Here is a 24,174-nt window from a genome sequence, read left to right as displayed (position 1 = left end):
CCGCCGACACGCGGTTCCCGTCGGCGCAGGCCAAGTCCCGTACCCGGACACGGACTTCGACGGACGTGAGCCGGGCGCCTCAGGCCGTCATCGGCTACTCGGCAACATGGCCGGGCGGCCGGGCGGCCGGGGGCCCGACGTGCGCCTCACGCGGACGCGGCCCCGGGGAGCTGCCCGTCGGCGACGAGGCCCGCGAGGACCGCCTCGCCCAGCGTCTGCACGGCGGACTGCGGGCGGACCATGACGGTGATCTCCCTGATCCGCTCGTCCTGGTCGAGGTGGAGCAGGTCGACGCCGTGGATCTGCCGTCCGTTCACCGTCGAGCGGAAGACCAGGGCCGCCGACGGGGTCTCGACGGCGTCCGAGGCCGTCTCCGCGGCTCCGTCCAGTTCACCGATGTAGCGGAAGTCCTCGAAGGTGCGCAGGAGAACGCCGAAGAGGCCCAGCACAGCGTGCCTGCCCGCGAACGGTTCGAACGTGACCGGGCTGTAGAGCCGGACGTCCTCCGTCAACAGGCCTTCCAGCGCGGCGAGATCGCGGTTGTCGACGGCGGTGCGGAATCGGTTCGCTGCGGCCATGGGGCACTCCCTTGTCGTCCGGCGACGGGTCCCGGATGCGGCGACCCCGCCCGGGCCCTACTCAAGAATATGAATAGTCACTTTCTTGAGTATCATGGCGGAGGTCCGGGTGACCAGCGTCCGGGCACGGAGCCGCATCGAGTGGCCGGAAACGCCCCCGGTGGGCACAGGCGCAGGAGAGGAGACGGGCCAGTGGCATTGCGTCACGCCGTGCTGGCGGCCCTGCTCGACGGGGAGTTGAGCGGCTACCAGCTGGCGAAGGCTTTCGACATGGGCGTGGCCAACTTCTGGCACGCCCTCCCCCAGCAGCTCTACACGGAGCTGTCCGGACTGGAGAGGAACGGCATGATCGCGGGCCGCGAGGTCGTGCAGGACGCGCGGCCCAACAAGCGGCTCTTCCGGGTCACCGACGCCGGGCTGGCCGAGCTGGAGAACTTCGCGTCGGCCGCCGCCAAGCCCTCGTTCATCCGGGACGACCTCCTGGTCAAGGTGCAGGCCGCCGACAGCGTCTCCACCGGCCCGCTCATCGAGCAGCTCACCGAACGGGCCGAGTTCGCCGAGGCCAAGGCAGCGCTGTTCGAGGCGCTGCTGCGGAAGATGCGCGACGGACGCGGGGAGGACGAGTTCCTCAGGCACGGGGAGCGGATCGGCCCGTATCTGACCTGCCGTCGCGGCCTGGAGTTCGAGCGCGGGAACCGCGACTGGTGCCGGCAGACCGCGCAGGTCCTGCGGGAGAGAGCGCACGCGTCGGAGGCCGCCCGTGTCCGGTCTTGAGGTTCTTCGCTACGTCGCCCTCGGCGACAGCCAGACCGAGGGCCTCGGCGACGGCGACGAGGCCGCGGGCCTGCGCGGGTGGGCCGACCGCCTCGCCGAGCAGCTCGCGACGCACCACTCGGGCACGCACTACGCCAACCTCGCCGTACGGGGCAGGACCGCCGGGCAGGTCCGCGAAGGGCAGCTCGCCCCGGCGCTCGAACTGCGGCCCGGGCTGGCCACGGTCGTCGCCGGGATGAACGACCTGCTGCGCCCCAGGTTCGACGCCGACGAGGTCGCCGGGCACCTGGAGGCGATGTACGCCGCGCTCACCGCCCGGGGAGCCCGCGTCGCGACGCTCACCTTCCCCGACCTCGCCCGCATCACCCCGCTCGCCCGCCCCCTCGGCCCCCGCGTCGGGGCCCTGAACGACCGCATACGGCTGGCCGCGCGACGGCACGGCGTCACCGTCGTCGAGACGTCGCACCACCGGGTGGTCACCGATCCCCGGCTCTGGAGTCCGGACCGGCTGCACGCCGGCCCACTGGGCCACGAACGCATCGCCGCAGCGGTGGCCCACGCGCTGGAGCTGCCCGGCAGCGACGACTCCTGGACCCGGCCGCTCCCCGGTCCGTCCGCGGCGGTTCCCGCCGGGTGGCGTGCCGCGGCGGGCGAACTGCGGTGGGCGGCGTCCTTCCTCGGGCCGTGGCTCGCGCGGCGCATGCTCGGCCGGTCCTCCGGCGACGGCCGCTCGGCCAAGCGCCCGGAGCTGCTGCCCGTACGGCTCAGAGGTACTTCACCATGAACGTGCACGCGTCGGCGACGCGGTGGAAGACGCCCGTGCCGTCGCGGTAGACGCCGCAGTCCAGGTAGGGCGTGGACGGCGTGTAGCCGAGCCGCTTGTAAAGGTCTGCGGTGCGCGGGTTGTTCTTCTCCACGCCCAGGCCGACGCAGGAGCACTGCCGGTCGCGCACACGGCCTTCGGCGGCCTGGATGAGGGCGGTGCCCACGGACTGGGCGCGCAGCGTGCCCGGCCAGTTGCCGAGCCCCTGGATCTCGGGGCAGTTCTCGTGGACGGCGCGCACCTCCGGCGCCTCGCAGCCCTCCCAGAGCACTTCGCAGCTGCCCACCGGCAACCGGTCCCGCCAGGCGATGAGGAACGTACTGGCACCCGCGTCGTGCCGGGCGAAGCGAGGACCGTGGAGCGACGTCGACCCGGGGCACGGCATGTGCTTGTCCAGCAGCACGACGTCCTCTTCCCGGCACTCGCTGATCCTCATCCGCCTTAGCGTAGGTTCATGTTGTGCGGGTGGGGTGGGGGTTGCGGAGGCATGTGAGGCGGAACATGCGGGCCGTGCCGCGCGGCGGACGTCGGGGCGGCTCACGTCACGGCGCATGTGGCGGAGTTGCGGCCGGCCGCAAGGGGCCGGGCCGCCTTTCGCGTGGCGAGCCGGACCGCCTGACGTGCCGGGAGCCCCGCCCCGCGGCCCGAACTCGCAGCCGGGGCGGGTGACTTCAGGGTCTCTCTCTGCGGGAGGTCGCAGGAGCCGCGTCCGCGAGCCGCTGCAGCAGTTCGGTGACGCGCTTCGAGACCGCTTCCCGGTCGCCCGCGGAGAGCGCCGATCCCATGCCGCACGCCACCGCTCCGGCGGCGATCCACTCCGGTGCGTTCTCCACGGTGACGCCGCCCGTGGGGAGCAGCGCCGCCTGGGGCAGCGCCGCCCGCACGTCCCGCACCCAGCCCGGCCGGTAGGCGGAGGCGGGGAAGAGCTTGAGGGCGTCCGCTCCGAGCTCCATCGCGCGTACCGCCTCGCTGGGAGTGGCGATCCCCGGGAAGACGGGCAGCCCGTAGCGGTGCCCGGTGCGGATGACCTCCTCGTCCAGGGACGGCGAGACGAGGAAGCGGGCACCGGCGTCCACCGCCGCGCGGGCGGACGCCCCGTCCAGGACGGTGCCCGCACCGATGACCATGTCGTCGTCCGTCTCGCGGCGCAGTGTGGAGACCGCCTCCAGCGCGTGCGGCGAGGTCAGCGAGATCTCGAGACTGGTGATGCCCGCACCGAGGAGAGTGTCGGCGGTCGCCGTGACGCGCTCGTAGCTGTCGCTGCGGACGATGGCGAAGACGCGCTGCTCAAGGGCAGCCCGAGTGATCTCCCATCGGTACACGGCAGTCGCCGCCTCTCTTCGTGTCGGGCTCTGGTCCGGCGTCCGCGCGGTCGGGCCGCGGCGCGGGCCACGGTGCGATGCGGTACATGTACGAAGTGCCGCTCTGCGGATTTCCCGTGAACTGTGCGCTGTTCCTGTGTAGTTGTGCTGTGCACGAAGGTAACTCCGAGCTGCCCGGGGGCAGCACGGCGGGGGGTGTCAGCGGTGTACGGAGTCGGTGCCCTGGACGTACGCCGCGAGCGCCCGGTCGCGGGCGGCCGCGGTGGGAAGGCCGTCGGTGTCGGCGGGGGCCTGCACGACGAGCGACGCCACGCAGGCCGCTTCGGCCAGGGCCCGCTCGGGTCCCGCGTCGCGCAGCCACGCGGACAGCCAGCCCGCCGCGAACGCGTCGCCGGCGCCGACCGGGTCGACGACGGGGACGCTGAACGGCGCCCTGGCGTACCGGCCCTTCGCGTCGACGGCGACCGCAGAGTGGTCGCGGCGCTTGACCACGACCGTCTCGGCGCGGCCCATCGTCAGCAGCGCCTTCGCGGATTCCTCGAAGCCTCCGCCGAGGAGCAGTTCCAGCTCGTCCTCGCCGGCGAGGACCATGTCCGCCTCGCGCAGCAGCGGGCCGGCCACGCGGATCCAGTCGTGGTCGGTGCCGAGCTTGCGCCGGACGTTGGGGTCGAAGGAGACGGCCGCGCCGACCTGCCGGGCGCGCTCGATCAGCGCCCGGGTGGCGCGGGCGGCCGATTCGGACAGCATCGGGGTGATACCCGATACGTGCACCACGCGGGCGCCCTCCAGCGCCTCCACGCGGATGTGTTCGGGCGAGAGCAGCGAGGCCGCGGAACCCGAGCGGTAGTACTGCACGTCGATCGCACGCTGCGGATGGCTGTCGCGAAGGAGCAGGCCCGTGGGCGCCCGGGGATCCATCTCGGCCCCGGAGACGTCCACTCCGTCCGCACGCAGCTCGCGCAGCACGGCCTCGCCCGCGGGGTCGTCCCCGACGCGGCCGATCCAGCGTGTCCAGTGGCCGAGGCGGGCCAGCCCCTGGGCGACGTTGGACTCGGCACCCGCGACGGAGCGCCGGAAGGAGACAGCGCGGTCCAGGGGCATCCCGGGTTCGGCGAGCATGAGCAGCATCGCCTCACCGCAGGTAACCGCCTCTGGCCCGTTTACCACCGGTTTCTCCCCACATCTGCCACCATGGCATCACTCTCTGTGGAGAACGTTACCCGCTCAGACGGACAATGCCACCCCCGGGGGCCCACTTCCTGCCGCACCGAAGGGCGGGTGCCGCTGCCCGGCGCCGCACGGGGCGCCCGCGTCCCGTCTCCGCGCCGGCTCGCTCGCCGTCGGCCGCCCGCCTCGCCGCGACTGCCGGACCCGCACGGCCCCGCGATGCCCCCGGACCCGCGTCCGGCCAGGTCACAGGCTCCTCGGCGAGCGGCCGCAGCCGGCGGTGGTCGCACGCACGGGGACGGCACGCGGAACGGTGGACGGCCTTGGCGCACCCCGGGGCGCGCCCCGTCCGGACCCGGGTACGGGGCGGTACGGCCGCGATGAGATTGACCAGATGGCGCCACGGGCACCGAGCGCCGGATCCGCCGGCGGTCACGCTCCGTGTCCGCCCCTCGCACACGTCCGGCCACGCGGACGCGTCGAAGGGCTCGGCCCTGCCGGGAATTTGCCGCTCAGGACGGCACAGCACTGCCCGGCCCGGGAGTGGGGGCCCCAGGCCGGGCAGGCGGTCAGCGGTCGTTCATGTGACGTCTTCGGGCACAGCCGTCCGGACGGCGCCGCCGCGGCGTCCGGACGGGCGGGCGCCGGCGCGTGCGCCGCCACCCGCCCCGGGCGTCAGCAGGTGTAGTCGACCAGGTCGAAGGACTCGTAGTGGTCCTCTGTGAAGTAGTCCTCCTTGTCCTCCTCGCCGGTCACGATGCGCTTGGCTCCGCGGTCGTCCGAGCCGGGCGTCTCCACGGTGTACTCGTGGTAGTAGCCCTCATCCTGGTCGGGGAGGATGCCTTCCCGGTTCTGGAAGACGGTTCCGTCCTGCGGGTACGGGTAGGGCCCGCCCTGCTCGATGAGGTCGAGCGTCTCGTGGGCCTCGGCCGGCAGCTTCGACTCGCAGATGTCACCGACCTCTGCGGGCGCGACCGCGGCGGGTGCCGAGGCCTTGGGGGCGGAGTCGGTCGCCGTCGCCTGGGCGAACGCCGCGGGACCGCCGACGAGGAGGGAGAGGGACAGGGCACTGAGGGCGCTGATGCGCGCGATTCGTGGGGGGAATCTCATACCTCCCATGCTGACGCGCGTAGATGACATGTCAACGCCAAGTGAGGGCTTTTTTCCGTCAGTTCACCGAGGGGGCGGCCGGCTCCCCCCGTTCGGCAAGCTTCCCGCCCAGGGCGGGGACGCCTTCCGGACAGCGCGCCGGACGCGGCGAACACATGGCGCGGGGTCAGGCGTGCGCCCGCCCCGCCCGGACGGCTGTCAGGCCCCTCCCAGTCGGTCGTACCGCTCCTCCAGCCCCCGGAGCCCCTCCGGCGTCGGTGAACCGTGCAGCCGCAGGCGGGCGATGCCGCCGTCGGGGAAGATGTCGAGGCGTACGTGCGTCACGGCCGGGCCTTCCTCCCCGAGCAGGAACCGGTGCGGCGTGTCCGGCTCCAGCCGGGTGCGCGGCAGCAGCTCCAGCCAGGCGCCGATCTCCCCGTCGCGTCCCCAGAGCGCCGCCCAGCCCGCCGAGTTGCCCTTCAGGTACCCGGTGTCGATCTCGACGGCGCGGATGCGGGACTGCGCCGCCAGCGCGTAGCGGATCCAGTCGTTGCCCGTGTCGCGCCGTCTGCGCGTCTCCCAGCCGTCGTCCATCTGGCGCGAACGGCCCGGCAGGATGGTGTTGGTGGGCGGCGAGTAGAACCGGTCGGAGGCGTCCTGCACGGCGCCGCCGTTCTCCAGGGCGACGACGTCGAAGGTGCCCAGCGCCTTCAACCACCGCGGATCGGGGACGACTTCGCCGTGGACGCGGAGCCTGGCGATGCCGCCGTCGGGATGCTGGTTGACGCGCAGATGCGTGAAGCGCCGCTGCTCCTGGACGGCGAAGCCGTTGGCCGCGTGCCCGCCGATGTCGGTCCGGGGGACGAGCGTCGTCCACTCGGCCTCGCCGGCGAGGAGGTCCTCGGGTGAGGGCGCGCCGTCCACACAGGCACCCTCGACGGACACGGCGCGCGGGTAGTTGCCCCGGAAGTGCGCGGTGTCGACGACGATGCCCCGCACGACGCCCGGGGCTCCGAGCCGCACCAGCGCCCAGTCGTGGTCGGCGGCGGCGGGATGCGGGGCGTCCGCGCCGGCGCCGCGCCGGCGCCGCGTCTCCCAGCCGTCCATGATCTTGCCCTTGTGGCCGAAGCGGCCCGGCTCGAACTCGGCGGGCTCCGGCTTGAGGAGGTTCTCCCGCTCGGCGAAGAACTCGTCGTTCGCCGCGATCACGCCTGCCCCGAGGCGCCTGTCGGCGAGGTCGGGGAGATCGGTGAAGGGGAAGCCGGTGGTGCGGTAGTCGGCGTAGGGGTCGCCGCCCTGGTAGGGCTGCGCGTCCCCCGTGAAGGGCGCGGGAGCGGCGGCTGCCGGGCGCGTTGAGGTCATGCGGTGGGCCTCTCGATGAGTTGTCCGGTCTGCTGCAGTGGGCGTCCGTGGTCGGCGATCTGCTCCCCGCGCAGCCAGGTCGACCGCACGGCGCCGCGCAGCGTGCTTCCGGCGTACGCGGTGACGGGGTTGCGGTGCTGCAACCGCGCCGGGTCGACGGTGAAGGCGGCGTCCGGATCGAGGACGGCGAAGTCGGCGTCGTGCCCCGGCGCGACGGCGCCCTTGCGGCCGTGCAGCCCGGCGAGCCGCGCGGGCCCCGCCGACATCCACCGCGCGACGTCCTCCAGGGTGTGGCCGCGCCTGCGGGCCTCCGTCCACACGGCGGGCAGCCCGAGCTGGAGGGAGGAGATGCCGCCCCATGCCGTGCCGAAGTCGCCGTCCTTCAACTCGGGCGTGCAGGGCGAGTGGTCGCTGACGACGCAGTCGATGACGCCGTCCGCCAGGCCCTGCCACAGCGCGTCCTGGTTCGCCCGCTCGCGGATGGGCGGGCAGCACTTGAACTCGGTCGCCCCGTCCGGGACTTCCTCGGCGGTGAGCGTGAGGAAGTGGGGGCAGGTCTCGACGCTCAGCCGTACGCCCTCGCTGCGGGCCTCCGCGATGAGCGGCAGGGCGTCGGACGAGGACAGATGCAGCACGTGCACCCGCGCGTCCAACTCGCGGGCGAGGGCGACGAGTCGGGCGATGGCGTCGTTCTCCGCCGCGCGGGGGCGGGAGGCGAGGAAGTCGGCGTAGGCACGTCCGCCACGCTGCGGGGCCAGGTGTGCGGGGTCCTCGGCGTGCACGATCAGCAGGCCGCCGAAGCCAGCGATCTCGGCCGCGGCGGCGGCCAGCCGGGACGCGTCCAGCTCCGGGAACTCCTCGACGCCCGAGGGCGAGAGGAAGCACTTGAAACCGAAGACGCCCGCCTCGTGCAGGGGCCGCAGGTCGGGGACGTTCCCGGGGATCGCGCCGCCCCAGAAACCCGTGTCGACGTGCGCCTTGCCGCGGGCCACGTCCTGCTTGACCCGCAGATTGGCGACGGTCGTGGTGGGGGGCAGCGAGTTCAGCGGCATGTCGAGCAGCGTGGTGACACCGCCGGCCGCGGCGGCCCGCGTCGCGGTGAGGAAGCCCTCCCACTCGGTGCGTCCGGGATCGTTGACGTGCACGTGGGTGTCCACGAGCCCCGGGAGCAGGACGTCGTCGCCCACGTCCACCAGTCGTGCGCCGCCGGGGAGTTCGGCGTCGTGGGCCTCCACGGAGGCGATCCGGCCGTCCGCGACGAGGACCGACGCCGGCCGCGTACCCTCGGGTGTGACGACGCGCGTCGAGCGCAGCACGAGTCGCACACCGGCTCCGGAGTCGGGCACGGACACTGCACACCCCTCCTTTTCAACATTCTGTTGATTGAGATCTTCTTGGCGATCCCCGCACCCGTCAAGACACACGGCAGTGGCTACTTCCGCTTTACGGAAGTATGCTTTCGCAATACAGAATCAGTGGGGATGCGTGCCCCTGGCGCCGCCCGCCTGGCGCACGGATGCGCGCAGGTAGCATGCGCCTCACCCGCAGGAAAGGAACGCGACGTGCCGCCGTCCGCCGAGCGAGATCCCGCAGCCGCCCCCCGCGGCGCAGCACCCGTCGCCGCCGGCGGCGTCCAGTCGCTGGAGCGCGCCTTCGACCTGCTGGAGCGGATGGCCGACGCCGGCGGCGAGGTAGGGCTCAGCGAACTGTCGGCCAGCAGCGGCCTGCCGCTGCCCACCATCCACCGGCTGATGCGCACCCTCGTCTCCTGCGGCTACGTACGGCAGCACCCCAACCGGCGCTACGCCCTGGGCCCGCGCCTCATCCGCCTCGGCGAGAGCTCGTCGCGGCTCCTGGGCACCTGGGCGCGCCCCTACCTCGCGCGCCTCGCCGAGGAGACCGGCGAGACGGCCAACATGGCGCTCCTGGACGGCGATCAGGTCGTGTACGTGGCGCAGGTCCCCTCACGCCACTCGATGCGGATGTTCACCGAAGTCGGGCGGCGCGTACTGCCGCACTCCACCGGCGTGGGCAAGGCGCTGCTCGCCGGCACCCCGGCCGGCGAGGTGCGGCGGCTGCTGGAGCGGACGGGCATGCCCGCCGCCACGGAGCGGACCATCACCACCCCGGAAGGCTTCCTGGAGGCGCTGGACCACGTCCGCGAGGTGGGCTACGCGATGGACGACAACGAGCAGGAGCTCGGAGTGCGCTGCATCGCCGTCGCCGTGCCCGACGCACCCACCGCCGCGGCGATCTCCATCTCGGGCCCGGCGGGCCGGGTGACGGAGGCGGCGACCGACAAGTTCGTACCGCTGATGCAGGAAGTCGCACAGCAGCTCTCGAAAGCGCTCGCCAGCACGGGAAGCGGCGGCTGAGCGGCCGCACGGCCCGTACCGGCGGCACAGGCCGTACCGGCAGTACAGGCCATGCGGGCCGGGCGGGTCCGCTCAGTCGACCGGGCCGGCTCAGTTGACGCGGCGGAACTGCGCGGGATCGCCGAAGAGTTCGATCGCCTGCCGCAAGCTCGTCATCGCTTCCGAGAGCGCGGACACGGAACCCACCGCCGCGACGATCAGCAGCAGCGAGTGACGCAGCACGTCCGCCGCGGGCGCGCCCGCCTCGACCTCTTCCTCCAGCACGTCCAGGGCGTCCTCAGCCGCATGACGGTCTCTCAACTGGACAGGGTAGGCGTCGAGTTCGGACCTCAGCCGGACCACGGCCTTGCTCAGCCCGGCGACGCGCGGATCCGCGCCGCTGTCCGTGACCGTTGCTGAGCGCTGCCCCACAGCGTCGCTTCGCACCACAGTTCTCCCCCACAGAGATGGTGCCGTTCGCTCTCCCCACGAGAACTACGCGAGCGGCTGGAGCCAAGTAAACGCCACTCTCCGCTCATCGCGCCACACGGAGGGCGAAATTGACGGCCGATCCGCCTCGTTCACACCGCCGCGGGCCTCTCGTACCGAATCGCGGGATATGCAGGGCGATGGGCCACGTCTACTACGGTCGGCGGAGCACAGTCTGCGGAGCACGGTTCGGCAGGCACGGGTGCCGGGCCGGGAACAGGCCGCAGGAAGCCGGAAAGAAGGACGCCATGGACACGACCGCCCCGGGAGAGGCCGCGGACGGACCGCCGCGCCCCGCCGTCGCGGGGCTGCTGCTCGCGGCCGGAGGCGGGCGGCGGCTCGGCGGCCGCCCGAAGGCGCTCCTCCACCTCGCCGGACGGCCGCTGGTGGAGCACGCCGTCGCGGCCCTGCGCGCGGGCGGTTGCTCACCGGTGCACGTGGTACTGGGCGCGGCCGCCCAAGTGGTCCGCGCCCGCGCCGAGTTGACCGGCTGCGTGGTGCTCGACAACACCGAGTGGGAGTCGGGCATGGGCTCGTCCCTGCGAGTGGGTCTCGCCTCCCTCACCGGCACCGGCACGGACGCCGCGCTGGTGGCGCTCGTCGACCAGCCGGGGATCGGAGCCGAGGCGGTGGCACGGGTGCGGGCGGCCTGCGACTCCCCCGCCTCCCTCGTGGCTGCCTCGTACGGGGGACGGCGCGGCCATCCGGTGCTCTTCGGGTCCGGCCACTGGCAGGGGGTGACCGACCGCGCGGAAGGCGACCAGGGGGCGCGGGGCTACCTTCGCGAGCGGGCCGGCGAGATCGAACTGGTCGAGTGCGGCGACATCGCGGACCCCGCGGACATCGACACCCCGGCCGACCTGGAGCGGCTGCGTGCGTACGGCAGTTGACGCCGCGAGCGGTGCGGCGGGCACGCCTCGCCCTGGACGGCCCGCGGGTTTCGCCGACCGGAAGCGCGGAACCCAGCAACCCACCGGAGTCCGGCATCCCACCGGCGCCCCGGCGACTCGTCCGGAAGCACCTGCGCCCCGTCCGGCAGTACCGGCCGGGCTGCCCGCCGAGCGGTCGGCCGCCGCCGCGCGAACCAGCGGTGACGGCCGCCGGCCCGTTCGTGGCACGGCGAGCCATCAGGCGCTCACGGCGAACGAGTGAGAGATGTCTCGACGTCAACAGACCCTTGCCTATTCCACCATGAGGAAACTAGTCTCCACTGTTCAGAAGCTTCCCCCGAGCCGGACCGTGCCCGCCGAAGGCGAACCGCGAGCCCCGCTCGGCCAGCGGCACTCCGTGCCGCACGCATGAAGGAGAGTGACCCCCATGCCCGCCTCCCTGCCTTCCCCGGTCGAGATCGCCGGAGCGGCGCCCGTGGAGCGCCAGGACGAGGTGCTGACCGGCGAGGCGCTGGACTTCCTGGCCGCGCTGCACCGCCGCTTCACGCCCAGCCGCAACGAGCTGCTGACCCAACGCGCCGCGCGCCGGGCCGACATCGCGCGGACCTCCGCCCTCGACTTCCTCCCCAGCACGGCGCACGTCCGCGACGGCGACTGGCAGGTGGCACCCTGCCCCGACGCCCTCCAGGACCGGCGCGTGGAGATCACCGGCCCGACCGACCGCAAGATGACCGTCAACGCGTGCAACTCCGGCGCCAAGGTGTGGCTCGCGGACTTCGAGGACGCCTCCGCCCCGACGTGGCAGAACGTCGTCGGCGGACAGATCAACCTCATGGACGCGTTCGAGCGCCGCATCGACTTCACCGACGAGAAGTCCGGCAAGTCCTACGAGTTGGGCCCCGCCGAGAAGATGCCCGCCGTCGTCATGCGGCCGCGCGGCTGGCACCTGGACGAGCGGCACCTGCGCGTCGACGGGGAAGCCGTGCCGGGCGCCCTCGTCGACTTCGGCCTGTACTTCTTCCACAACGCGCAGCGCCTCCTCGACCTGGGCAAGGGGCCGTACTTCTACCTGCCCAAGCTCGAATCCCACCTCGAGGCCCGGCTGTGGAACGAGATCTTCGTCTTCGCCCAGGACTACCGCGGAATCCCCCAGGGCACGGTGCGCGCCACCGTCCTCATCGAGACGATCACCGCGGCGTACGAGATGGAGGAGATCCTCTACGAACTCCGCGACCACGCCTCGGGGTTGAACGCGGGCCGCTGGGACTACCTGTTCTCCATCGTGAAGAACTTCCGTGACGCGGGCACCAAGTTCGTCCTCCCCGATCGCAACTCGGTGACGATGACGGCACCGTTCATGCGGGCCTACACCGAACTGCTCGTCCGCACCTGCCACAAGCGCGGCGCCCACGCCATCGGCGGCATGGCGGCCTTCATCCCCAACCGCCGCGACCCCGAGGCCAACGAGCAGGCTCTGGGCAAGGTGCGCGCCGACAAGGACCGCGAGGCGGCCGACGGGTTCGACGGGTCCTGGGTCGCGCACCCCGACCTCGTGCCGGTGGCACAGGAGTCCTTCGACGCGGTCCTCGGCGACCGTCCCCACCAGAAGGACCGGCTGCGCGACGAAGTGAGCGTCAGCGCCGAGGAGTTGCTCGCCGTGGACTCCACGGAGGCGAAGCCGACCTACGCGGGACTGCGCAACGCCGTCCAGGTCGGCACCCGCTACATCGAGGCGTGGCTGCGCGGCATGGGCGCCGTCGCGATCTTCGGCCTGATGGAGGACGCGGCCACCGCCGAGATCTCCCGCTCCCAGATCTGGCAGTGGATCAACGCCGGCGTCGTACTGGACGACACCCCGGAGGGCGCCCAGCGCGTCACGCCGGACCTGGTGCGCCGCGTCGCGGAGGAGGACCTGGCCGCGCTGCGCGAGGAGCTGGGCGAGGAGGACTTCGCCGCGGGCGAGTGGCAGCGGGCCCACGACCTGCTGCTGCGCGTCGCCCTCGACGAGAAGTACGAGGAGTTCCTGACACTTCCGGCGTACGAACTGCTCTGAGCCGGACCGGCGCGGGTGCGCCGTTCTGCGTGTGCCAGCGGGGCCGTATCGGGCCGATTCCGGTGCGGCCCCGCAACGCTGCCGGTGTGACCGCCGCACACAGCTCGCGATCGTGCTCCCCCGCAGGCACGGGGAGGACGGCAACGCAGCCTGCGGGAAAACCCGTTGGCAGCCCCACGGCCCCCTCTGCTACATCTTTCGGAGGCCGTGCGAGACGACGAGGAGGTGGTACCCGTGAACGCTGTACCGACATGGGTGCTCCCCTTCGGGGTCACGGTCGGGCGATAGGTCGTCCGGGAGCGCCGCTCTGAGCACTCCCGAAAGGCACGACCATGCGATTCACCTCCGAACAGCGCCTCGACGGCGGTGTCCTCGAACGCGGGGTCCTCGAACGCGAATTCACGCTCGGTGAGATCCCCGGCATCCTCTGGACGCCTGAGGACGCGTCCGAACCTGCCCCGCTGATCCTCCTCGGCCACCCGGGCGGAGTGCACCGCATGTACCCCCGGCTGGCGGCACGAGCCCGGCGCTCCGTGGCGGAGGGCTTCGCCGCGGCCACCATCGAGCTCCCCGGCAGCGGTACCCGGCCCCGTTCCCCCGCCGCCGAGGAGGCACGCACCGGCCTGCGCCGGGCACTGAAGGCCGGAGAGCCCGTCGACGACGCGATCGTCGAACGGCTCGTCCTCCCTCTTGTCGACAAGGCGGTCCCGGAGTGGCGGGCCGTCCTGGACGCCCTCCTCACGCTGCCCGGAATCTGCGGCCCGGTGGGGTACTCGGGAGGGGTGATCGCCATCGGCATCCGGATGGCGGTGGTCGAACCGCGTATCGCGGCCGCCCTTCTGTTCGCCGGGAGCTACGTGCCCCGCGCCATGTTCGAAGAGGCCCGCCAGGTCACCGTTCCGCTGCATGTCCTGCTGCAGTGGGACGACGAAGGGAACGACCGGCAGCTCGCCCTGGACCTGTTCGACGCCTTCGGCTCCGCGGAGAAGACGCTGCACGCCAACATGGGCGGGCACACCGGCGTCCCGCAGTTCGAGGGGGATGACGCCGGCCGGTTCTTCGCCCGTCACCTGAGGTGAGACCGGCTGCCTCGTCAGCGGGACGAGTTGACTTCGACTCAAGTTGAAGAAATCGACTCCCCCGCATGGACACCACGAACTCCGCCCTCCCCTCCAAGGATCCCGACGAACGCCCACGGCGCCGACGAACAAGGAATCCGCGAGTTGGTCGCGCGGTCCCGGGAGGCGCAATCCCACCCGGACGGGCTGCGGCGATTCTTTCTGACACGCATCGCCCGGTGAACCCGGTACGGCGCCGGTGCTCCAACTCGGCTGCGATGCCTGCCGATTTGGCCCCTCCGGCCCCTGCACGAACACACGTACGGTGACGGCGGTTCCGACCGGCGGGTGGTTCGCCATGCGCCGACTCCCTGCCGTCCCGGCGGTTCTGACCAGCACTCACACCCGTACGCCGGGGCGCGTACGGGCACTCCCCGTGGACGGGCGCATCACCGAGCGTGAGCATTGCCCTCTGAGTCGGGCGCGGTTCACGGGCAACGGAGGTGGCCGGACATGACGGGGAGTGCCAACGCGGCGAGCGGGACCAACGGAGAACCGGAGGGCTCGGACGGCCTCAAGGCGTTCGGGGCGGTGCTCAAGGCGTTCCGCAGGCGTGCGCGGCTCACGCAGGACGAACTGGCCACGCGCGTACGGTACTCGGCGCAGACCATCGCCTCCGTGGAGCAGGGGCGGAGGCTGCCGCCGGGGGACTTCGTGGAACGCGCGGAGGAACTCCTGGACGCCTTCGGCGCGTTGCGGGCCGCCGCTCAGCATGCCGTGCGGCGGCCGGGGCTGGCGTCCTGGTTCCGTGAGTGGGCGCGGCTGGAGGAGGACGCGGTGAGCCTGTGCACCTACGAATGCCGTGTGATCCCCGGGCTGTTGCAGACCGAGGCGTATGCACGGGCCGTCACGCTGAGCGTCCCGCCGCCGCCTTCCGCGGAGGAGGTGCGGCAGCGCGTCGCCGCACGTCTGGAACGCCAGCGGCTCCTGCGCCGGGACCGGCCCATCGCGTTCAGCTTCATCGTCGAGCAGGCACTGATCGAGCGCGGGACGGGCGGAGCCGAGGCGACGGAGGCCCTCATCGACAATCTTTTGGAGGTCGCGGGACTGTGGAACGTCGAGCTGCAGCTGATGCCTCTGCGGCAGCCCTGGCATGCCGGGCACGACGGACCGATGCAGCTTCTGGAGACCGCGGACAACCAGTGGCTCGGCTACACGGAAGGCCAGGAGACCGGCCAGCTGATCCCGAGCGCCAAAGACGTGAGTGTGCTGTTCCAGCGGTATGCCAGGATGCGTTCACAGGCTCTCACCCCTGAGGACTCCGCGAGCCTGCTGAGGCGAATGCGAGGGACGCTATGAGCACGAACGAGCCCGCCTGGTTCAAGAGCAGCTACAGCGGCTCACAGGGCGACAGCTGTGTAGAGGTCGCCACACTGCCCGAATCCGTCCACGTCCGAGACTCGAAAGTCCATGACGGACCGGAACTGAACCTCTCCCCCGATGCCTGGAGCACGTTCCTGTCCTACGCCGGCATCACGTCAGCGTGACCGGGGGCGGAGACCCGTCACCGCCCCCGGTTTTCCACGAGCCTGTTGAGACGAATGCGAGGGACGCCATGAGCACGAACGAGCCCGCCTGGTTCAAGAGCAGCTACAGCGGTTCGGAGGGCGACGACTGCGTAGAGGTCGCCACACTCCCCGAATCCGTCCTCCTCCGAGACTCGAAAACCCCTCACGGACCGGAACTCAACCTCTCCCCCGACGCCTGGAGCACGTTCCTGTCCTACGCCGGCACCACGTCGGCGTGACCGGGCGGAGACCCGTCACCGCCCCCGGTTCTCCACGGGGGCGGTGGGCTCCGTACCGGGGCGGTGGGTTCCGTATCGGCGGGCGGGGGCTCCGTGCCGCTACCGGACCGCCCGCTGCCAGGTGCTCACCGTGATCGGCCCTTCACACATGAGGAAAGTCCGGTGGTCGTCGGGAACCTTCAGACTCCAGTCGCCCGACGGAATGTTGAGATCCACGTTCACGGTCCGCGGCGGCGTGTCACATGCCTTCACCGGCTTGAAATTGAAATGCGAGGAAATGGCTTCGCCCGGTTTCAGGACGTGTGATTCCGGCGAACCCTGGTTCTTCTGACCCTCGTTGAGGCGCAGTGCGGTGCCGCCACCCTCGTTGGTGTGGACGACGGACACCTTCGGGAATCCGGAGATCGCGCAGGAGCCCTTTCCGGTGTTCTTGAGCGTGAGGTCGCCCTGCGGGATTCCCTGATTCGGCTCGAAGTGCATGCGCGAGTTCTTCGACGAGCAGGCCGGCGCCGCGCCGCCCGCACCGCCGCCTCCCGCCGCACCGGCCGCCGGGGCGCCGGCCGATCCGCCTGCCGAGCCCGCGCCGGACGAACCCTTGCCCGACGATGCCTTGCCGCCGCCGGAGTCCGCCGGGTTCTCCGAATCCCCCGGCTCCTCGGACGAGTTGCCCTCCGAGGCCGCGGCGGAACCGTCCGGCTTCGCCTCGGCGTTCCCCCCTTCCGCACCGCAGGCGGTCACCGCGAAAAGAGCCAAGGGCACGCAGGCCGCGGCTATGTTCTTCAGCCTGAAAGACATGGACTTCCCTACCAGAAATGATCGATGGTCACGGCGTGACGGCGCAGCGCTCAAGAATGGCGTGGATATCCCCCGGGGCGCTCGCCGCCTGCCGGTCATGACCATAGACGGAGGGATTTGTTTCAGGGATGTTTCCCGGCCTGCGGAGAGGGAATGTGACGGCCCTAACAAAAGGAGGCCGCTGCTCCATTTCCTGCAATCGGGATTCACCGCCAGGCAACCGGCCAGTGCATCGGTTCCTCAGCAAACCGGGCGGAATGTTCTCCGCCGGTTCTGCGGTCCGGTCATGAAATGACGCAGAGCGCACCGCTGTTGCGAACAACGTTATCCGGAGTTTTTCACAGAATTGTTTCAGCGGCCTCCGGTTCGCTCTTACCCGCGGAAACCGAAGGTCGTCCGGATCCCGCCCGCCCAAGAGCGGGCGGGCAGCGGATCCGTGCGAGGGGGGATCGGCTCCGCGGCCTCAGCCGGCGCGGACGGCGATCCCCGGGTAGTCGAGGACGAGGCCGGAGGTGTCGAAGACGAGGCGGCAGTCGACCTCGAAGACGGGCGCGGCGTAGTCGTAGCGCTGACGGCCCGTCTCGTCATTGGCCCGCGCGTACGTCTGGTCAAGTCGCTCCACGGACAGGTCCGTTGCCCGTACGTAGGCCGCCGGGGCGTCCGCTTTCGCACCGACCGCCAGCCGAAGCCGGTGCACGGGAAGGGCGTTGGTCATCGCGGAGGCCTCCAGGTCGACGTCCCGGCACCCGTCCAGGTGCGGCGCAGCCTGCCCGTCGACCCGCCAGCGGCCGGCGCTGTCGACGGCGAGCGACGTCTTGCGGTGGCCGAGGGCCGACCGGCTGGAGACGCGGGCGAGGCGCGTGTGCCACCCGTGGTCGACTTCGAGCATGTAGCCGACGATCCACGTCTGGCCCTCCTCCAAGGCGGTCGTGCAGCCGTGGACGCGCAGGCCGTCGCTGAGGGTCTCGAAGTAGACGACCTCGAAGCCGGTGCGGGCGTCGAGGTGTTGCCAGGCGGCTGTCGGTGGCAGATCGCGGAAGTACAAGTGCTCACCCTCCCAAGTCGTAGAGCCACCATCCTGACCCCCCGTCCGGTCAACGGCGGGAGCGGCTCGCCGGAGCTTTGGGGAAGGCTGGGAAGGGCCCCGGCAGGGGCTCCGGCCCCTCGGAAGCCGACTCCCGTGCGGCGCGGCCGAGTTCGCGGTCCCTGCGGTTGCGGGGGCGCTCATCCGCTACCGACCCCTTCCGGTCGGAAGTCGAGCAACTGTTCGTCGCTCAGGCTCTCGACGGTCTCGCTCCGGGCCGGTGGCCGACGGCTGGCCTGGAGCAGCAGCCGGAGCCCTGCTCGGCGGACCGCACACGGCGTCGCCGGCCCGGCGGAGCGCGCCGACGGCAGGAGGTGGCGGCAGACGCCCCGCCCGGGTGGTGCGAAGCGCACCCCGGCTCGGGGGCTCAGGCGCATGTTCCGCCTCACCGGACGCTCGTAGCTTCGACGTCATGACGAAGCAGAAGCGCGCAACCGCGGAGCACGGAAGAGCGCGGCGCAGTGTGCTGCGCACGCTGGGCCTGACCGCCGCCGGGACAGCGCTGGCGACGACGGCGGGGACCGGTGCCGCCGCCGCACGGGAAGCGGGACGGAGGCCGGGCGCGGTCGGCCCCCGTACGTACCTCCTCGTGCACGGCACCCACAGCGCGGGGGTTCATCTCACGGGCGTCGCGGGCGAGTTGCAGCGGCGCGGGCACCGCGCGGTGACGGTGGACCTGCCGTGGCACGGGAACGAGGCGTTCGTGCCCTCGGCGTACCAGCGGCAGGACCTGGACGCGCTGGCGACCGAGCCCTCACCGCTGGCCGGGCTGACTCTCGACGACTACGCGCACCGCGTCGAGCGGCACGTGCGCACGGCGGCCCGCTACGGCCCCGTGGTCCTCGTCGGGCACAGCATGGGCGGCACCAGCGTGAACCGCGTCGCCGACGCGGTGCCCCAACTCCTCGACCACATCTGCTACTTCGCGGCCTTCTGCCCGAGCCGCGCGATGCCGACGCTCGAAGCCTGCATGTCCTCCCCGGAAGGGGCCGGGGCCATCAGCCCGGACGACCAGGTGATCGGCGACCCCGAGCAGTTGGGCGTGGTGCGCCTCAACTGGCGTACGGGCAGGCCGAGGGATCTGGCCGTCTTCAAGGAGATGATCTGCGCCGGCTACCCGGACACGGCGTTCCGCAGGGTGCTGAACGCGATGCAGACCGACGAGTGCGTGCGGGCCTACGGCGGACGGGCCGTGGGCGGAGCCGGCACCTGGGGCCGCATCCCCCGCACCTACCTGCGCATGGGCCGGGACCGCCTGGTCACGCCCGAACTCCAGGACCGCATGATCGCGGAGGCGGACGAAGCCACTCCGGGCAACCGGTTCCGCGTCCGCGACTTCCCGTCGGCCCCGCACATGGGCCCCCTGGACCCGCGCGAGGTGGCGGACGCGCTGCACGAGGTGCGGCTGCGGAGGGGGTGACGGCGGGCACTTTCCGAGAAGTAACTCCGCAATCCCGAGAGGAAGTTTATTCCTTGATTTTCTGGACGGCGACTCCGTCTCATTTTCAACGAAACGGAGCCGCCGAGAGCAGTGCATGAAGAAGACCCGGAAATGACACCACCGGGGCTTGATCTTTCCTGTAATGAGCGTCACAGAATCACGGATCCCCGACACATAGAGCCAGCACACGGGGCAACCGGAATCGGAACGCGATCCTCCCCGTCCGAATGCTGCCGTCTAAGCCGCCCATTACAAGTCACCGCCGGGAAACGTGATTTCCCTCGGCCTGGAACGTGTGTGAAGATCTTTTCGTGAACCCGCTCGATCGGGTTCGGTTCACGCCACCGCGAGGTGCCATGAACCGGGCGGAGAGACCTCACCGCTCACTTCTGCGACCACGGCACGGGGAAGGACGGGGGCGGCACCATTCGTCGCAGCGATGACCGTCCCCGAACGGATGCCGGCGCGGAGACGAGTCAAACCTTAGATACTCAGGGGGATCTGATGAAGAAAAGAACAGTGGCCGCTGTCGCCGGGGCAGCGCTGGGAGGCGCGGCTCTCCTGGTAGCCACCCAGGGGTCCGCGCAGGCTGCGGCACCGGCGGAGACGAAGGCCGCTACCGCGGCGTCGGCCGGCTCACCGGCACCTGGTGAGCAGTCGCCCAAGGTCGTGGGAAGCGTGGCGGCGAAGGCCGCCAAAGCCGCAGGCAAGGCGGCCGGAAAGGCAGCCGTGCACGCTCGGGCCGCTGCAGGGTCCGGGGCGAGCAACAATTCCCTGATCGGCAGCCTTTTCGGCGTCAAGCCTTCGAACGTGTCCGAGCCGCAGGGCACGTCGGCGGAAGCAGTATTCGACCGGTGACGCGGATGATCCGGAACATCAGGAGGGTGGCGCTGATCCTCGGCGCCGCCCTCCTGGGCTCCCATTTCATGCTGGCGGCACTCTCCCAGGCGCCGCTGAGCCCGGCGAAGCTGCGTTATCACGGCCCGGTCAACGAGTATCTGGAACCCTACTTCACACAGAACTGGCTGCTGTTCGCCCCTGTTCCGCTCTCGGACGACCAGGGGGTCCTGGCTCGTGTCAAGTGCGGAAGCGGCACCGTCACGCGCTATTACGACGTCACTTCCCAGCACATCGAGAGAGTTCAGGAGAGCCGATTCTTCCCGTCGCGGATGTCGCGGCTCGTGACCAATTCACTGCAGCAGATCCACAACACCGACGAGGTGATGGAGCGGTACCGCGAGAAGGCGCAGAACGACAAGAAGCCGCTCCCCCCTCTCATGCCGCACGAGAAGGCCTCTCGCGACGAGGCCGTCGATTTCCTATCGCGGTACGCCTCAGACGAGCTTCCCCACGCGTGCGGCGGTGACCGGCCGCACGCGGTGCAGGTGCGCATGTACGTGCACGAACTCCCCCCTTGGTCCAGGCGTGATCAGCCCGCGGACAGCGGAAAGGTCTCCGTCGAGGACTTCCCCTGGCGGGAGGTCGAGAGTCTGTGATCAGCAGCGCGATCGCTTCCCTCGACCGGGTCGCCGACCGTCCCTCCAGCACCGCTGGAGTATCGGCGGCTCGGGTCCTCATTGGGTTCGTCGGCTTCATGTACTACATAAGTCAGTACAAGGACCGCAGCTACCTGTTCGGCCCCGACGGGGTGCTTCCGCACCACGTCTTCGTCGAGCAGCTGGCCGAATCGGGCGCCTTCAGCATCTACTCGTGGAGCGACTCACCGCTGTGGTCCGAAGCCGTCTTCCATCTGGGGGCGCTGGCGGCCTTCTCCGTTCTGATCGGTTTCGGCGGGCGGCTCGGACTCGCCGTGCACTGGGTGTTCCTCTGGTCCGTCTACCAGCGGCAGACTGCCCTGATTGACGGTGGCGACAACCTCGCGTACCTCGTCATTCCCATGCTCATGCTGACACGCTGCTACGACCGCTTCTCGGTATCGACGGGCACCGCGGCCAGGCTCTCCAGCCGTCTTCCCGAATGGGCCCGGAGCCTCTCAAGGCCCCTGCACACCCTGGGAGTCGGGGCGATCGCCACGCAGATGTGCCTCATCTACGTGGTGAGCGGCCTGTACAAGGTGCAGGGGCCGATGTGGCAGGACGGGACAGCCCTCTTCTACATCCTCAGGGTTCCCGAATTCACTTGGCCAGGCGTCTCGGAGCACGTCTACAGCAATGAACTACTCGTCTACCTCGGCACGTATTCGGCCACGCTGTTCCTCGTGTACTTCCCGCTGGGCGTGCTCAATTCGCGGCTCCGCCCCTGGGCAGCCCTGCTGTCGATCTGCTTCCATCTGTCGATCGCGCTGCTCATGGGCCTGACCAGCTTTGCCCTCACCATGATCGCCTGCGACATGATCTTCCTCAGCAAAGAGATCGACAGGACCGCGGCCTTCGTGCGCCGGGCCGGAGCTTCGCTCTCCGGCTTGAGAGCGCGGGACACGGCCTTCCCGCCGAAGCGGTCCGCGAGCGGAAACGAGACGCCGGCATGATGGTCCTCGCCGAATTCCTGACGAACTTCTTTCCGCGCCGCCCCGGAAGCTTCCGCGAATACGTCATCTCCTGTCTCTTCACGGTCGTCGTTTCTGTGCTGGTGTGGGTGGCCGTCGCTCGGTTCTACGGCGCGGGGCCGGACACGGTCGTCCACGTGTCGTGGGTGCTCGCCGCGTTCGAGACCGCGGCCTACGCGGTGAGCTGGTTCGTGTTCCGGCACCGGGCAGGCGGAGAGGGGGAAGCATGAGGTTTCCCGTGCCGCAGTGCGTGCTGGGCAGTGCCGACGTCTGCGAGCCGCAGGCCCGCCACGGCCACGATCCGGACGCCTTCGTGGAGATCGGTTCGCTCACGAAGGTGCTGACGGGAACGGCGCTGGCCCGGCTGGCCGACGGCGGCGTACTCGGCCTGGACGATCCCGTGGAGCGCTGGGTGGGCGCTCCACGGGGCACCGGCATCACGCTGCGGCACCTGGTGAACCACACCTCCGGACTGCCGCGCCTGCCTCCCGGCCCGCTGGACTCCGACCCGTATCTGACGTTCACCCATGCCGCGTTGCGCGATCTCCTGACACGGCTGGACGAGATCGCTGTCGCTCCGCCGGGCAGTGAAGAGGTGTACTCCAACCTGGGTTACGCCGTGCTCGGGGCGGTGCTGTCCGCAGCGGCAGGGCCGTTGTTCGAGGACGTGGTCCGCACGCACGTACTGGACCCGCTGGGTCTCGGCGACGGCTTCGCCGTGACACCCCCCGCCGGCCGGCGCCTCGTCCCCACCGGCCTGTTCGGGCGTCCGAGGAGGCTCTGGACGACGGACGGCGCCGTGCTGCCGGCCGCCGGCATGTGGGCCACGCCCCGGGCTGTCGACTCGCTGGTGCAGCAACTCGTCGTCGACCGCGCCCTGGGCGACCCCGCCGGCAGCTGGCAGCGCAGCGGCCGGCTGCTCTGGCACGACGGCGCGACGCTCAACTCCTCCGTTTTCGCGGGGGCGTTCACCGACGGGGGCCGCCTGGTCGTGCACCGCCTTCACGGGTCTCCCGAGCGGACGAAACGCATCGCGGTCCGCTACCTGCGGTCGGCAAGCGGGGCGCGGTAGGGCTTGTGTTGCGGATCTCGGCGGGCCCGCCGAGATCCGCAACACAAGCCCTGGTCACCTTCCCGAGGCCGGGTCCGTCCGGCCCTCTCCGGCCGGCCCCTCCTCCGCAGGACCGCGGGTGCCGTCCGCGCGGCGCGAGCTCCGCCAGTGGTGGAAGACCAGGTTGAGCAGGACCGCCGTCGCGCAGCCCGTGGAGATGCCCGAGTCGAGGATGATGCGGGCGCTGCCGGGAAGCACGTGGTAGAAGTCCGGCGCGGCGACCGGGACGAGCCCCACCGCGAGGGACACCGCGACGATCACGATGTTGTCGTCGTTGCCGAGGTCCGCCCTGGCGAGGGTGCGGATGCCGCTCGCCGCGACGGAGCCGAAGAGCACGACGCCCGCCCCGCCCAGCACCGGCTGCGGCACGGTGGCGATGAGTGCGGCCGCCGCCGGGCAGAGGCCCAGCAGGATCAGGATGCCGCCGCCCGCCGCGACCACCCAGCGGCTGCGGATCTTCGTCATCGCGACGAGGCCGATGTTCTGGGCGAAGGCCGTCGCGAGGAAGCCGTTGAAGAAGGGGCTGACGAAGGAGCCCAGGGTGTCGGCCCGGAGCCCGGCCGCGATGGTCTTCTCGTCGGCCGGGCGCTCCACGATCTCGCCCAGCGCCAGCATGTCGGCGGTGGACTCCGTCATCGAGACGAGCATGACGACGCACATCGAGACGATCGCGGCCACGGCGAACTGCGGCGCCCCGAAGTGGAACGGCGTGGGGAAGCCGACCAGTCCGGCCGACTTCAGCGCGCCGAAGTCCGTCAGCCCGACGGGTATCGCGATCAGCGTCCCCACGGCCAGGCCGATCAGTACGGCGATCTGCTTGACGAAGCCGCGCGTGAAGCGCCTCAGCAGCACCACGACGAGGAGGGTCAGCCCCGCCATGGCGATGTTCTTCGCCGCGCCGAACGAGGGCGCCGCCGGGTCGCCGCCCTGCGCCCAGTTGAAGGCGACCGGCATCAGCGAGACGCCGATGAGGGTGATGACGGTGCCGGTGACCACCGGCGGGAAGAAGCGCACGAGCTTGCCGAAGTACGGGGCGACGACGAAGCCCAGCGCCGCCGCCACCATGCAGGCGCCGAAGATGACCGGCAGCGCGTCGTCGGGCCCCTCCGACTTGTTGATGGCGAGCATCGGGGCGACGGACGCGAACGTCACGCCGTTGACGAAGGGCAGCCGGGCGCCGATCTTCCACACGCCGACCGTCTGCAGCAGGGTCGCGACGCCCGCGAGGAAGAGGCTCGCGCCGGTGAGGAAGGTCAGTTCGGTGACGGAGAGGCCGACTGCCGCTCCGATGATGAGCGGGGGAGCCACCACGCCCGCGTACATGGCCGCGACGTGCTGCAGCCCGGTGGTGACGAGTCTGAGGGGCGGCAGCGTCTGGTCGACGGGGTGCCTGTCTTCGTGCGCCGGTGTGTTCGCGCTGTCCGGCTGCGTGCTGTTCCGGTCACTGGACCTGGGCTTCTCGGCCACGGCG

26 protein-coding genes are annotated in these 24,174 nt (G+C 71.1%); 15 read left to right on the top strand and 11 right to left on the bottom strand.

The window, feature by feature from the left end:
* Positions 1-146 precede the first annotated feature (146 nt).
* Positions 147-578: a nuclear transport factor 2 family protein gene (locus H181DRAFT_RS19330; RefSeq protein WP_045865795.1), complete on the bottom strand. Its 432-nt coding sequence runs from the start codon at positions 576-578 to the stop codon at positions 147-149.
* Positions 579-770: 192 nt separating this feature from the next.
* Here H181DRAFT_RS19330 and H181DRAFT_RS19325 point away from each other — a divergent pair, with 192 nt between their 5' ends.
* On the top strand, positions 771-1,352 hold the full coding sequence (locus tag H181DRAFT_RS19325) for a PadR family transcriptional regulator (protein WP_045865794.1): 582 nt from the start codon (positions 771-773) through the stop codon (positions 1,350-1,352).
* Complete coding sequence (locus tag H181DRAFT_RS19320; RefSeq protein WP_045865793.1) at positions 1,339-2,136, top strand: SGNH/GDSL hydrolase family protein; 798 nt, start codon at positions 1,339-1,341, stop codon at positions 2,134-2,136. The genes H181DRAFT_RS19325 and H181DRAFT_RS19320 overlap by 14 nt, the downstream gene beginning before the upstream one ends.
* Here H181DRAFT_RS19320 and H181DRAFT_RS19315 read toward each other — a convergent pair.
* The 6 genes from H181DRAFT_RS19315 to allB form a co-directional block, all read right to left on the bottom strand.
* Positions 2,117-2,611, bottom strand: a complete 495-nt coding sequence (locus H181DRAFT_RS19315; protein WP_045865792.1) for a GNAT family N-acetyltransferase — start codon at positions 2,609-2,611, stop codon at positions 2,117-2,119. The two genes, H181DRAFT_RS19320 and H181DRAFT_RS19315, sit on opposite strands and share 20 nt — an antisense overlap.
* A 235-nt stretch (positions 2,612-2,846) precedes the next feature.
* On the bottom strand, positions 2,847-3,497 hold the full coding sequence (locus tag H181DRAFT_RS19310) for a bifunctional 4-hydroxy-2-oxoglutarate aldolase/2-dehydro-3-deoxy-phosphogluconate aldolase (protein WP_045865791.1): 651 nt from the start codon (positions 3,495-3,497) through the stop codon (positions 2,847-2,849).
* A gap of 198 nt (positions 3,498-3,695) precedes the next feature.
* Complete coding sequence (locus H181DRAFT_RS19305; RefSeq protein ID WP_045865790.1) at positions 3,696-4,625, bottom strand: sugar kinase; 930 nt, start codon at positions 4,623-4,625, stop codon at positions 3,696-3,698.
* Positions 4,626-5,339: 714 nt separating this feature from the next.
* Positions 5,340-5,774, bottom strand: a complete 435-nt coding sequence (locus tag H181DRAFT_RS19300; RefSeq protein ID WP_045865789.1) for a guanyl-specific ribonuclease — start codon at positions 5,772-5,774, stop codon at positions 5,340-5,342.
* Positions 5,775-5,972: 198 nt separating this feature from the next.
* Positions 5,973-7,115: an allantoicase gene (gene alc / locus H181DRAFT_RS19295; RefSeq protein WP_045865788.1), complete on the bottom strand. Its 1,143-nt coding sequence runs from the start codon at positions 7,113-7,115 to the stop codon at positions 5,973-5,975.
* Positions 7,112-8,461: an allantoinase AllB gene (gene allB, locus H181DRAFT_RS19290; protein WP_045865879.1), complete on the bottom strand. Its 1,350-nt coding sequence runs from the start codon at positions 8,459-8,461 to the stop codon at positions 7,112-7,114. Before allB ends, alc begins: the two co-directional genes overlap by 4 nt.
* A gap of 216 nt (positions 8,462-8,677) precedes the next feature.
* Between allB and H181DRAFT_RS19285 the strand changes: the two genes are divergently transcribed.
* Positions 8,678-9,490, top strand: coding sequence for an IclR family transcriptional regulator (locus H181DRAFT_RS19285; RefSeq protein ID WP_045865787.1), 813 nt, complete (start codon positions 8,678-8,680; stop codon positions 9,488-9,490).
* 90 nt (positions 9,491-9,580) lie between these two features.
* Here the strand turns inward: H181DRAFT_RS19285 and H181DRAFT_RS19280 are convergent, their stop codons facing one another.
* On the bottom strand, positions 9,581-9,916 hold the full coding sequence (locus tag H181DRAFT_RS19280) for a DUF5955 family protein (protein WP_368073274.1): 336 nt from the start codon (positions 9,914-9,916) through the stop codon (positions 9,581-9,583).
* 290 nt (positions 9,917-10,206) lie between these two features.
* Here H181DRAFT_RS19280 and H181DRAFT_RS19275 point away from each other — a divergent pair, with 290 nt between their 5' ends.
* The 6 genes from H181DRAFT_RS19275 to H181DRAFT_RS19250 all read left to right on the top strand — a co-directional run bounded on the left by H181DRAFT_RS19275 (position 10,207) and on the right by H181DRAFT_RS19250 (position 15,766).
* Positions 10,207-10,848, top strand: coding sequence for a nucleotidyltransferase family protein (locus tag H181DRAFT_RS19275; RefSeq protein WP_045865878.1), 642 nt, complete (start codon positions 10,207-10,209; stop codon positions 10,846-10,848).
* 427 nt (positions 10,849-11,275) lie between these two features.
* Positions 11,276-12,901: a malate synthase A gene (gene aceB / locus H181DRAFT_RS19270; RefSeq protein WP_045865785.1), complete on the top strand. Its 1,626-nt coding sequence runs from the start codon at positions 11,276-11,278 to the stop codon at positions 12,899-12,901.
* A 332-nt stretch (positions 12,902-13,233) separates the two neighbouring features.
* Entirely contained in the window at positions 13,234-13,980 is a 747-nt protein-coding gene (locus H181DRAFT_RS19265; RefSeq protein ID WP_045865784.1) for a dienelactone hydrolase family protein, read from the top strand.
* 492 nt (positions 13,981-14,472) lie between these two features.
* On the top strand, positions 14,473-15,318 hold the full coding sequence (locus H181DRAFT_RS19260; RefSeq protein ID WP_045865783.1) for a helix-turn-helix domain-containing protein: 846 nt from the start codon (positions 14,473-14,475) through the stop codon (positions 15,316-15,318).
* A complete protein-coding gene (locus H181DRAFT_RS19255) occupies positions 15,315-15,506 on the top strand; it encodes a DUF397 domain-containing protein (protein WP_045865782.1) in 192 nt (63 codons plus the stop codon). The genes H181DRAFT_RS19260 and H181DRAFT_RS19255 overlap by 4 nt, the downstream gene beginning before the upstream one ends.
* A gap of 68 nt (positions 15,507-15,574) precedes the next feature.
* On the top strand, positions 15,575-15,766 hold the full coding sequence (locus tag H181DRAFT_RS19250) for a DUF397 domain-containing protein (RefSeq protein ID WP_045865781.1): 192 nt from the start codon (positions 15,575-15,577) through the stop codon (positions 15,764-15,766).
* A gap of 99 nt (positions 15,767-15,865) precedes the next feature.
* Here the strand turns inward: H181DRAFT_RS19250 and H181DRAFT_RS28910 are convergent, their stop codons facing one another.
* Entirely contained in the window at positions 15,866-16,615 is a 750-nt protein-coding gene (locus H181DRAFT_RS28910) for a DUF4232 domain-containing protein (protein ID WP_158715454.1), read from the bottom strand.
* A 409-nt stretch (positions 16,616-17,024) separates the two neighbouring features.
* Positions 17,025-17,606, bottom strand: coding sequence for a putative glycolipid-binding domain-containing protein (locus H181DRAFT_RS19240; protein WP_045865780.1), 582 nt, complete (start codon positions 17,604-17,606; stop codon positions 17,025-17,027).
* A 451-nt stretch (positions 17,607-18,057) separates the two neighbouring features.
* On the opposite strand from H181DRAFT_RS19240, the gene H181DRAFT_RS19235 reads away from it, so the two are divergent.
* The 6 genes from H181DRAFT_RS19235 (at position 18,058) to H181DRAFT_RS19210 (ending at position 22,664) form a co-directional block, all read left to right on the top strand.
* A complete protein-coding gene (locus H181DRAFT_RS19235) occupies positions 18,058-19,065 on the top strand; it encodes an alpha/beta fold hydrolase (protein WP_045865779.1) in 1,008 nt (335 codons plus the stop codon).
* A 525-nt stretch (positions 19,066-19,590) separates the two neighbouring features.
* Positions 19,591-19,944, top strand: a complete 354-nt coding sequence (locus H181DRAFT_RS19230; RefSeq protein ID WP_139131727.1) for a hypothetical protein — start codon at positions 19,591-19,593, stop codon at positions 19,942-19,944.
* A gap of 5 nt (positions 19,945-19,949) precedes the next feature.
* Positions 19,950-20,582 carry a DUF5819 family protein gene (locus H181DRAFT_RS19225; RefSeq protein WP_052708647.1) on the top strand — a complete coding sequence of 211 codons (633 nt, stop codon included), beginning with the start codon at positions 19,950-19,952 and terminating at the stop codon, positions 20,580-20,582.
* A complete protein-coding gene (locus H181DRAFT_RS19220) occupies positions 20,579-21,574 on the top strand; it encodes an HTTM domain-containing protein (RefSeq protein WP_052708646.1) in 996 nt (331 codons plus the stop codon). The genes H181DRAFT_RS19225 and H181DRAFT_RS19220 overlap by 4 nt, the downstream gene beginning before the upstream one ends.
* On the top strand, positions 21,571-21,822 hold the full coding sequence (locus tag H181DRAFT_RS19215; RefSeq protein ID WP_139131725.1) for a hypothetical protein: 252 nt from the start codon (positions 21,571-21,573) through the stop codon (positions 21,820-21,822). The genes H181DRAFT_RS19220 and H181DRAFT_RS19215 overlap by 4 nt, the downstream gene beginning before the upstream one ends.
* Positions 21,819-22,664: a serine hydrolase domain-containing protein gene (locus H181DRAFT_RS19210; protein ID WP_045865777.1), complete on the top strand. Its 846-nt coding sequence runs from the start codon at positions 21,819-21,821 to the stop codon at positions 22,662-22,664. The genes H181DRAFT_RS19215 and H181DRAFT_RS19210 overlap by 4 nt, the downstream gene beginning before the upstream one ends.
* A 54-nt stretch (positions 22,665-22,718) precedes the next feature.
* Here H181DRAFT_RS19210 and H181DRAFT_RS19205 read toward each other — a convergent pair whose 3' ends face one another.
* Positions 22,719-24,170 carry a nucleobase:cation symporter-2 family protein gene (locus tag H181DRAFT_RS19205; protein ID WP_045865776.1) on the bottom strand — a complete coding sequence of 484 codons (1,452 nt, stop codon included), beginning with the start codon at positions 24,168-24,170 and terminating at the stop codon, positions 22,719-22,721.
* Between the last annotated feature and the right edge of the window lie 4 nt (positions 24,171-24,174).

The sequence above is a fragment of the Streptomyces sp. WMMB 714 genome, assembly GCF_900090125.1.
GTDB classification, from domain to species: Bacteria; Actinomycetota; Actinomycetes; order Streptomycetales; family Streptomycetaceae; genus Streptomyces; species Streptomyces daqingensis.
This window is presented reverse-complemented; position numbering and strand designations above follow the sequence as displayed.

What these genes read in the sequence shown, in the direction of transcription:
- H181DRAFT_RS19330 (WP_045865795.1), bottom strand. Translation starts at nt 578, where the DNA reads ATGGCCGCAGCGAACCGATTCCGCACCGCCGTCGACAACCGCGATCTC.
- H181DRAFT_RS19315 (WP_045865792.1), bottom strand. Translation starts at nt 2,611, where the DNA reads ATGAGGATCAGCGAGTGCCGGGAAGAGGACGTCGTGCTGCTGGACAAG.
- H181DRAFT_RS19305 (WP_045865790.1), bottom strand. Translation starts at nt 4,625, where the DNA reads ATGCTGCTCATGCTCGCCGAACCCGGGATGCCCCTGGACCGCGCTGTC.
- H181DRAFT_RS19300 (WP_045865789.1), bottom strand. Translation starts at nt 5,774, where the DNA reads ATGAGATTCCCCCCACGAATCGCGCGCATCAGCGCCCTCAGTGCCCTG.
- alc (WP_045865788.1), bottom strand. Translation starts at nt 7,115, where the DNA reads ATGACCTCAACGCGCCCGGCAGCCGCCGCTCCCGCGCCCTTCACGGGG.
- H181DRAFT_RS19275 (WP_045865878.1), top strand. Translation starts at nt 10,207, where the DNA reads ATGGACACGACCGCCCCGGGAGAGGCCGCGGACGGACCGCCGCGCCCC.
- aceB (WP_045865785.1), top strand. Translation starts at nt 11,276, where the DNA reads ATGCCCGCCTCCCTGCCTTCCCCGGTCGAGATCGCCGGAGCGGCGCCC.
- H181DRAFT_RS19265 (WP_045865784.1), top strand. Translation starts at nt 13,234, where the DNA reads ATGCGATTCACCTCCGAACAGCGCCTCGACGGCGGTGTCCTCGAACGC.
- H181DRAFT_RS19260 (WP_045865783.1), top strand. Translation starts at nt 14,473, where the DNA reads ATGACGGGGAGTGCCAACGCGGCGAGCGGGACCAACGGAGAACCGGAG.
- H181DRAFT_RS19255 (WP_045865782.1), top strand. Translation starts at nt 15,315, where the DNA reads ATGAGCACGAACGAGCCCGCCTGGTTCAAGAGCAGCTACAGCGGCTCA.
- H181DRAFT_RS19250 (WP_045865781.1), top strand. Translation starts at nt 15,575, where the DNA reads ATGAGCACGAACGAGCCCGCCTGGTTCAAGAGCAGCTACAGCGGTTCG.
- H181DRAFT_RS19235 (WP_045865779.1), top strand. Translation starts at nt 18,058, where the DNA reads ATGACGAAGCAGAAGCGCGCAACCGCGGAGCACGGAAGAGCGCGGCGC.
- H181DRAFT_RS19230 (WP_139131727.1), top strand. Translation starts at nt 19,591, where the DNA reads ATGAAGAAAAGAACAGTGGCCGCTGTCGCCGGGGCAGCGCTGGGAGGC.
- H181DRAFT_RS19225 (WP_052708647.1), top strand. Translation starts at nt 19,950, where the DNA reads ATGATCCGGAACATCAGGAGGGTGGCGCTGATCCTCGGCGCCGCCCTC.
- H181DRAFT_RS19215 (WP_139131725.1), top strand. Translation starts at nt 21,571, where the DNA reads ATGATGGTCCTCGCCGAATTCCTGACGAACTTCTTTCCGCGCCGCCCC.
- H181DRAFT_RS19210 (WP_045865777.1), top strand. Translation starts at nt 21,819, where the DNA reads ATGAGGTTTCCCGTGCCGCAGTGCGTGCTGGGCAGTGCCGACGTCTGC.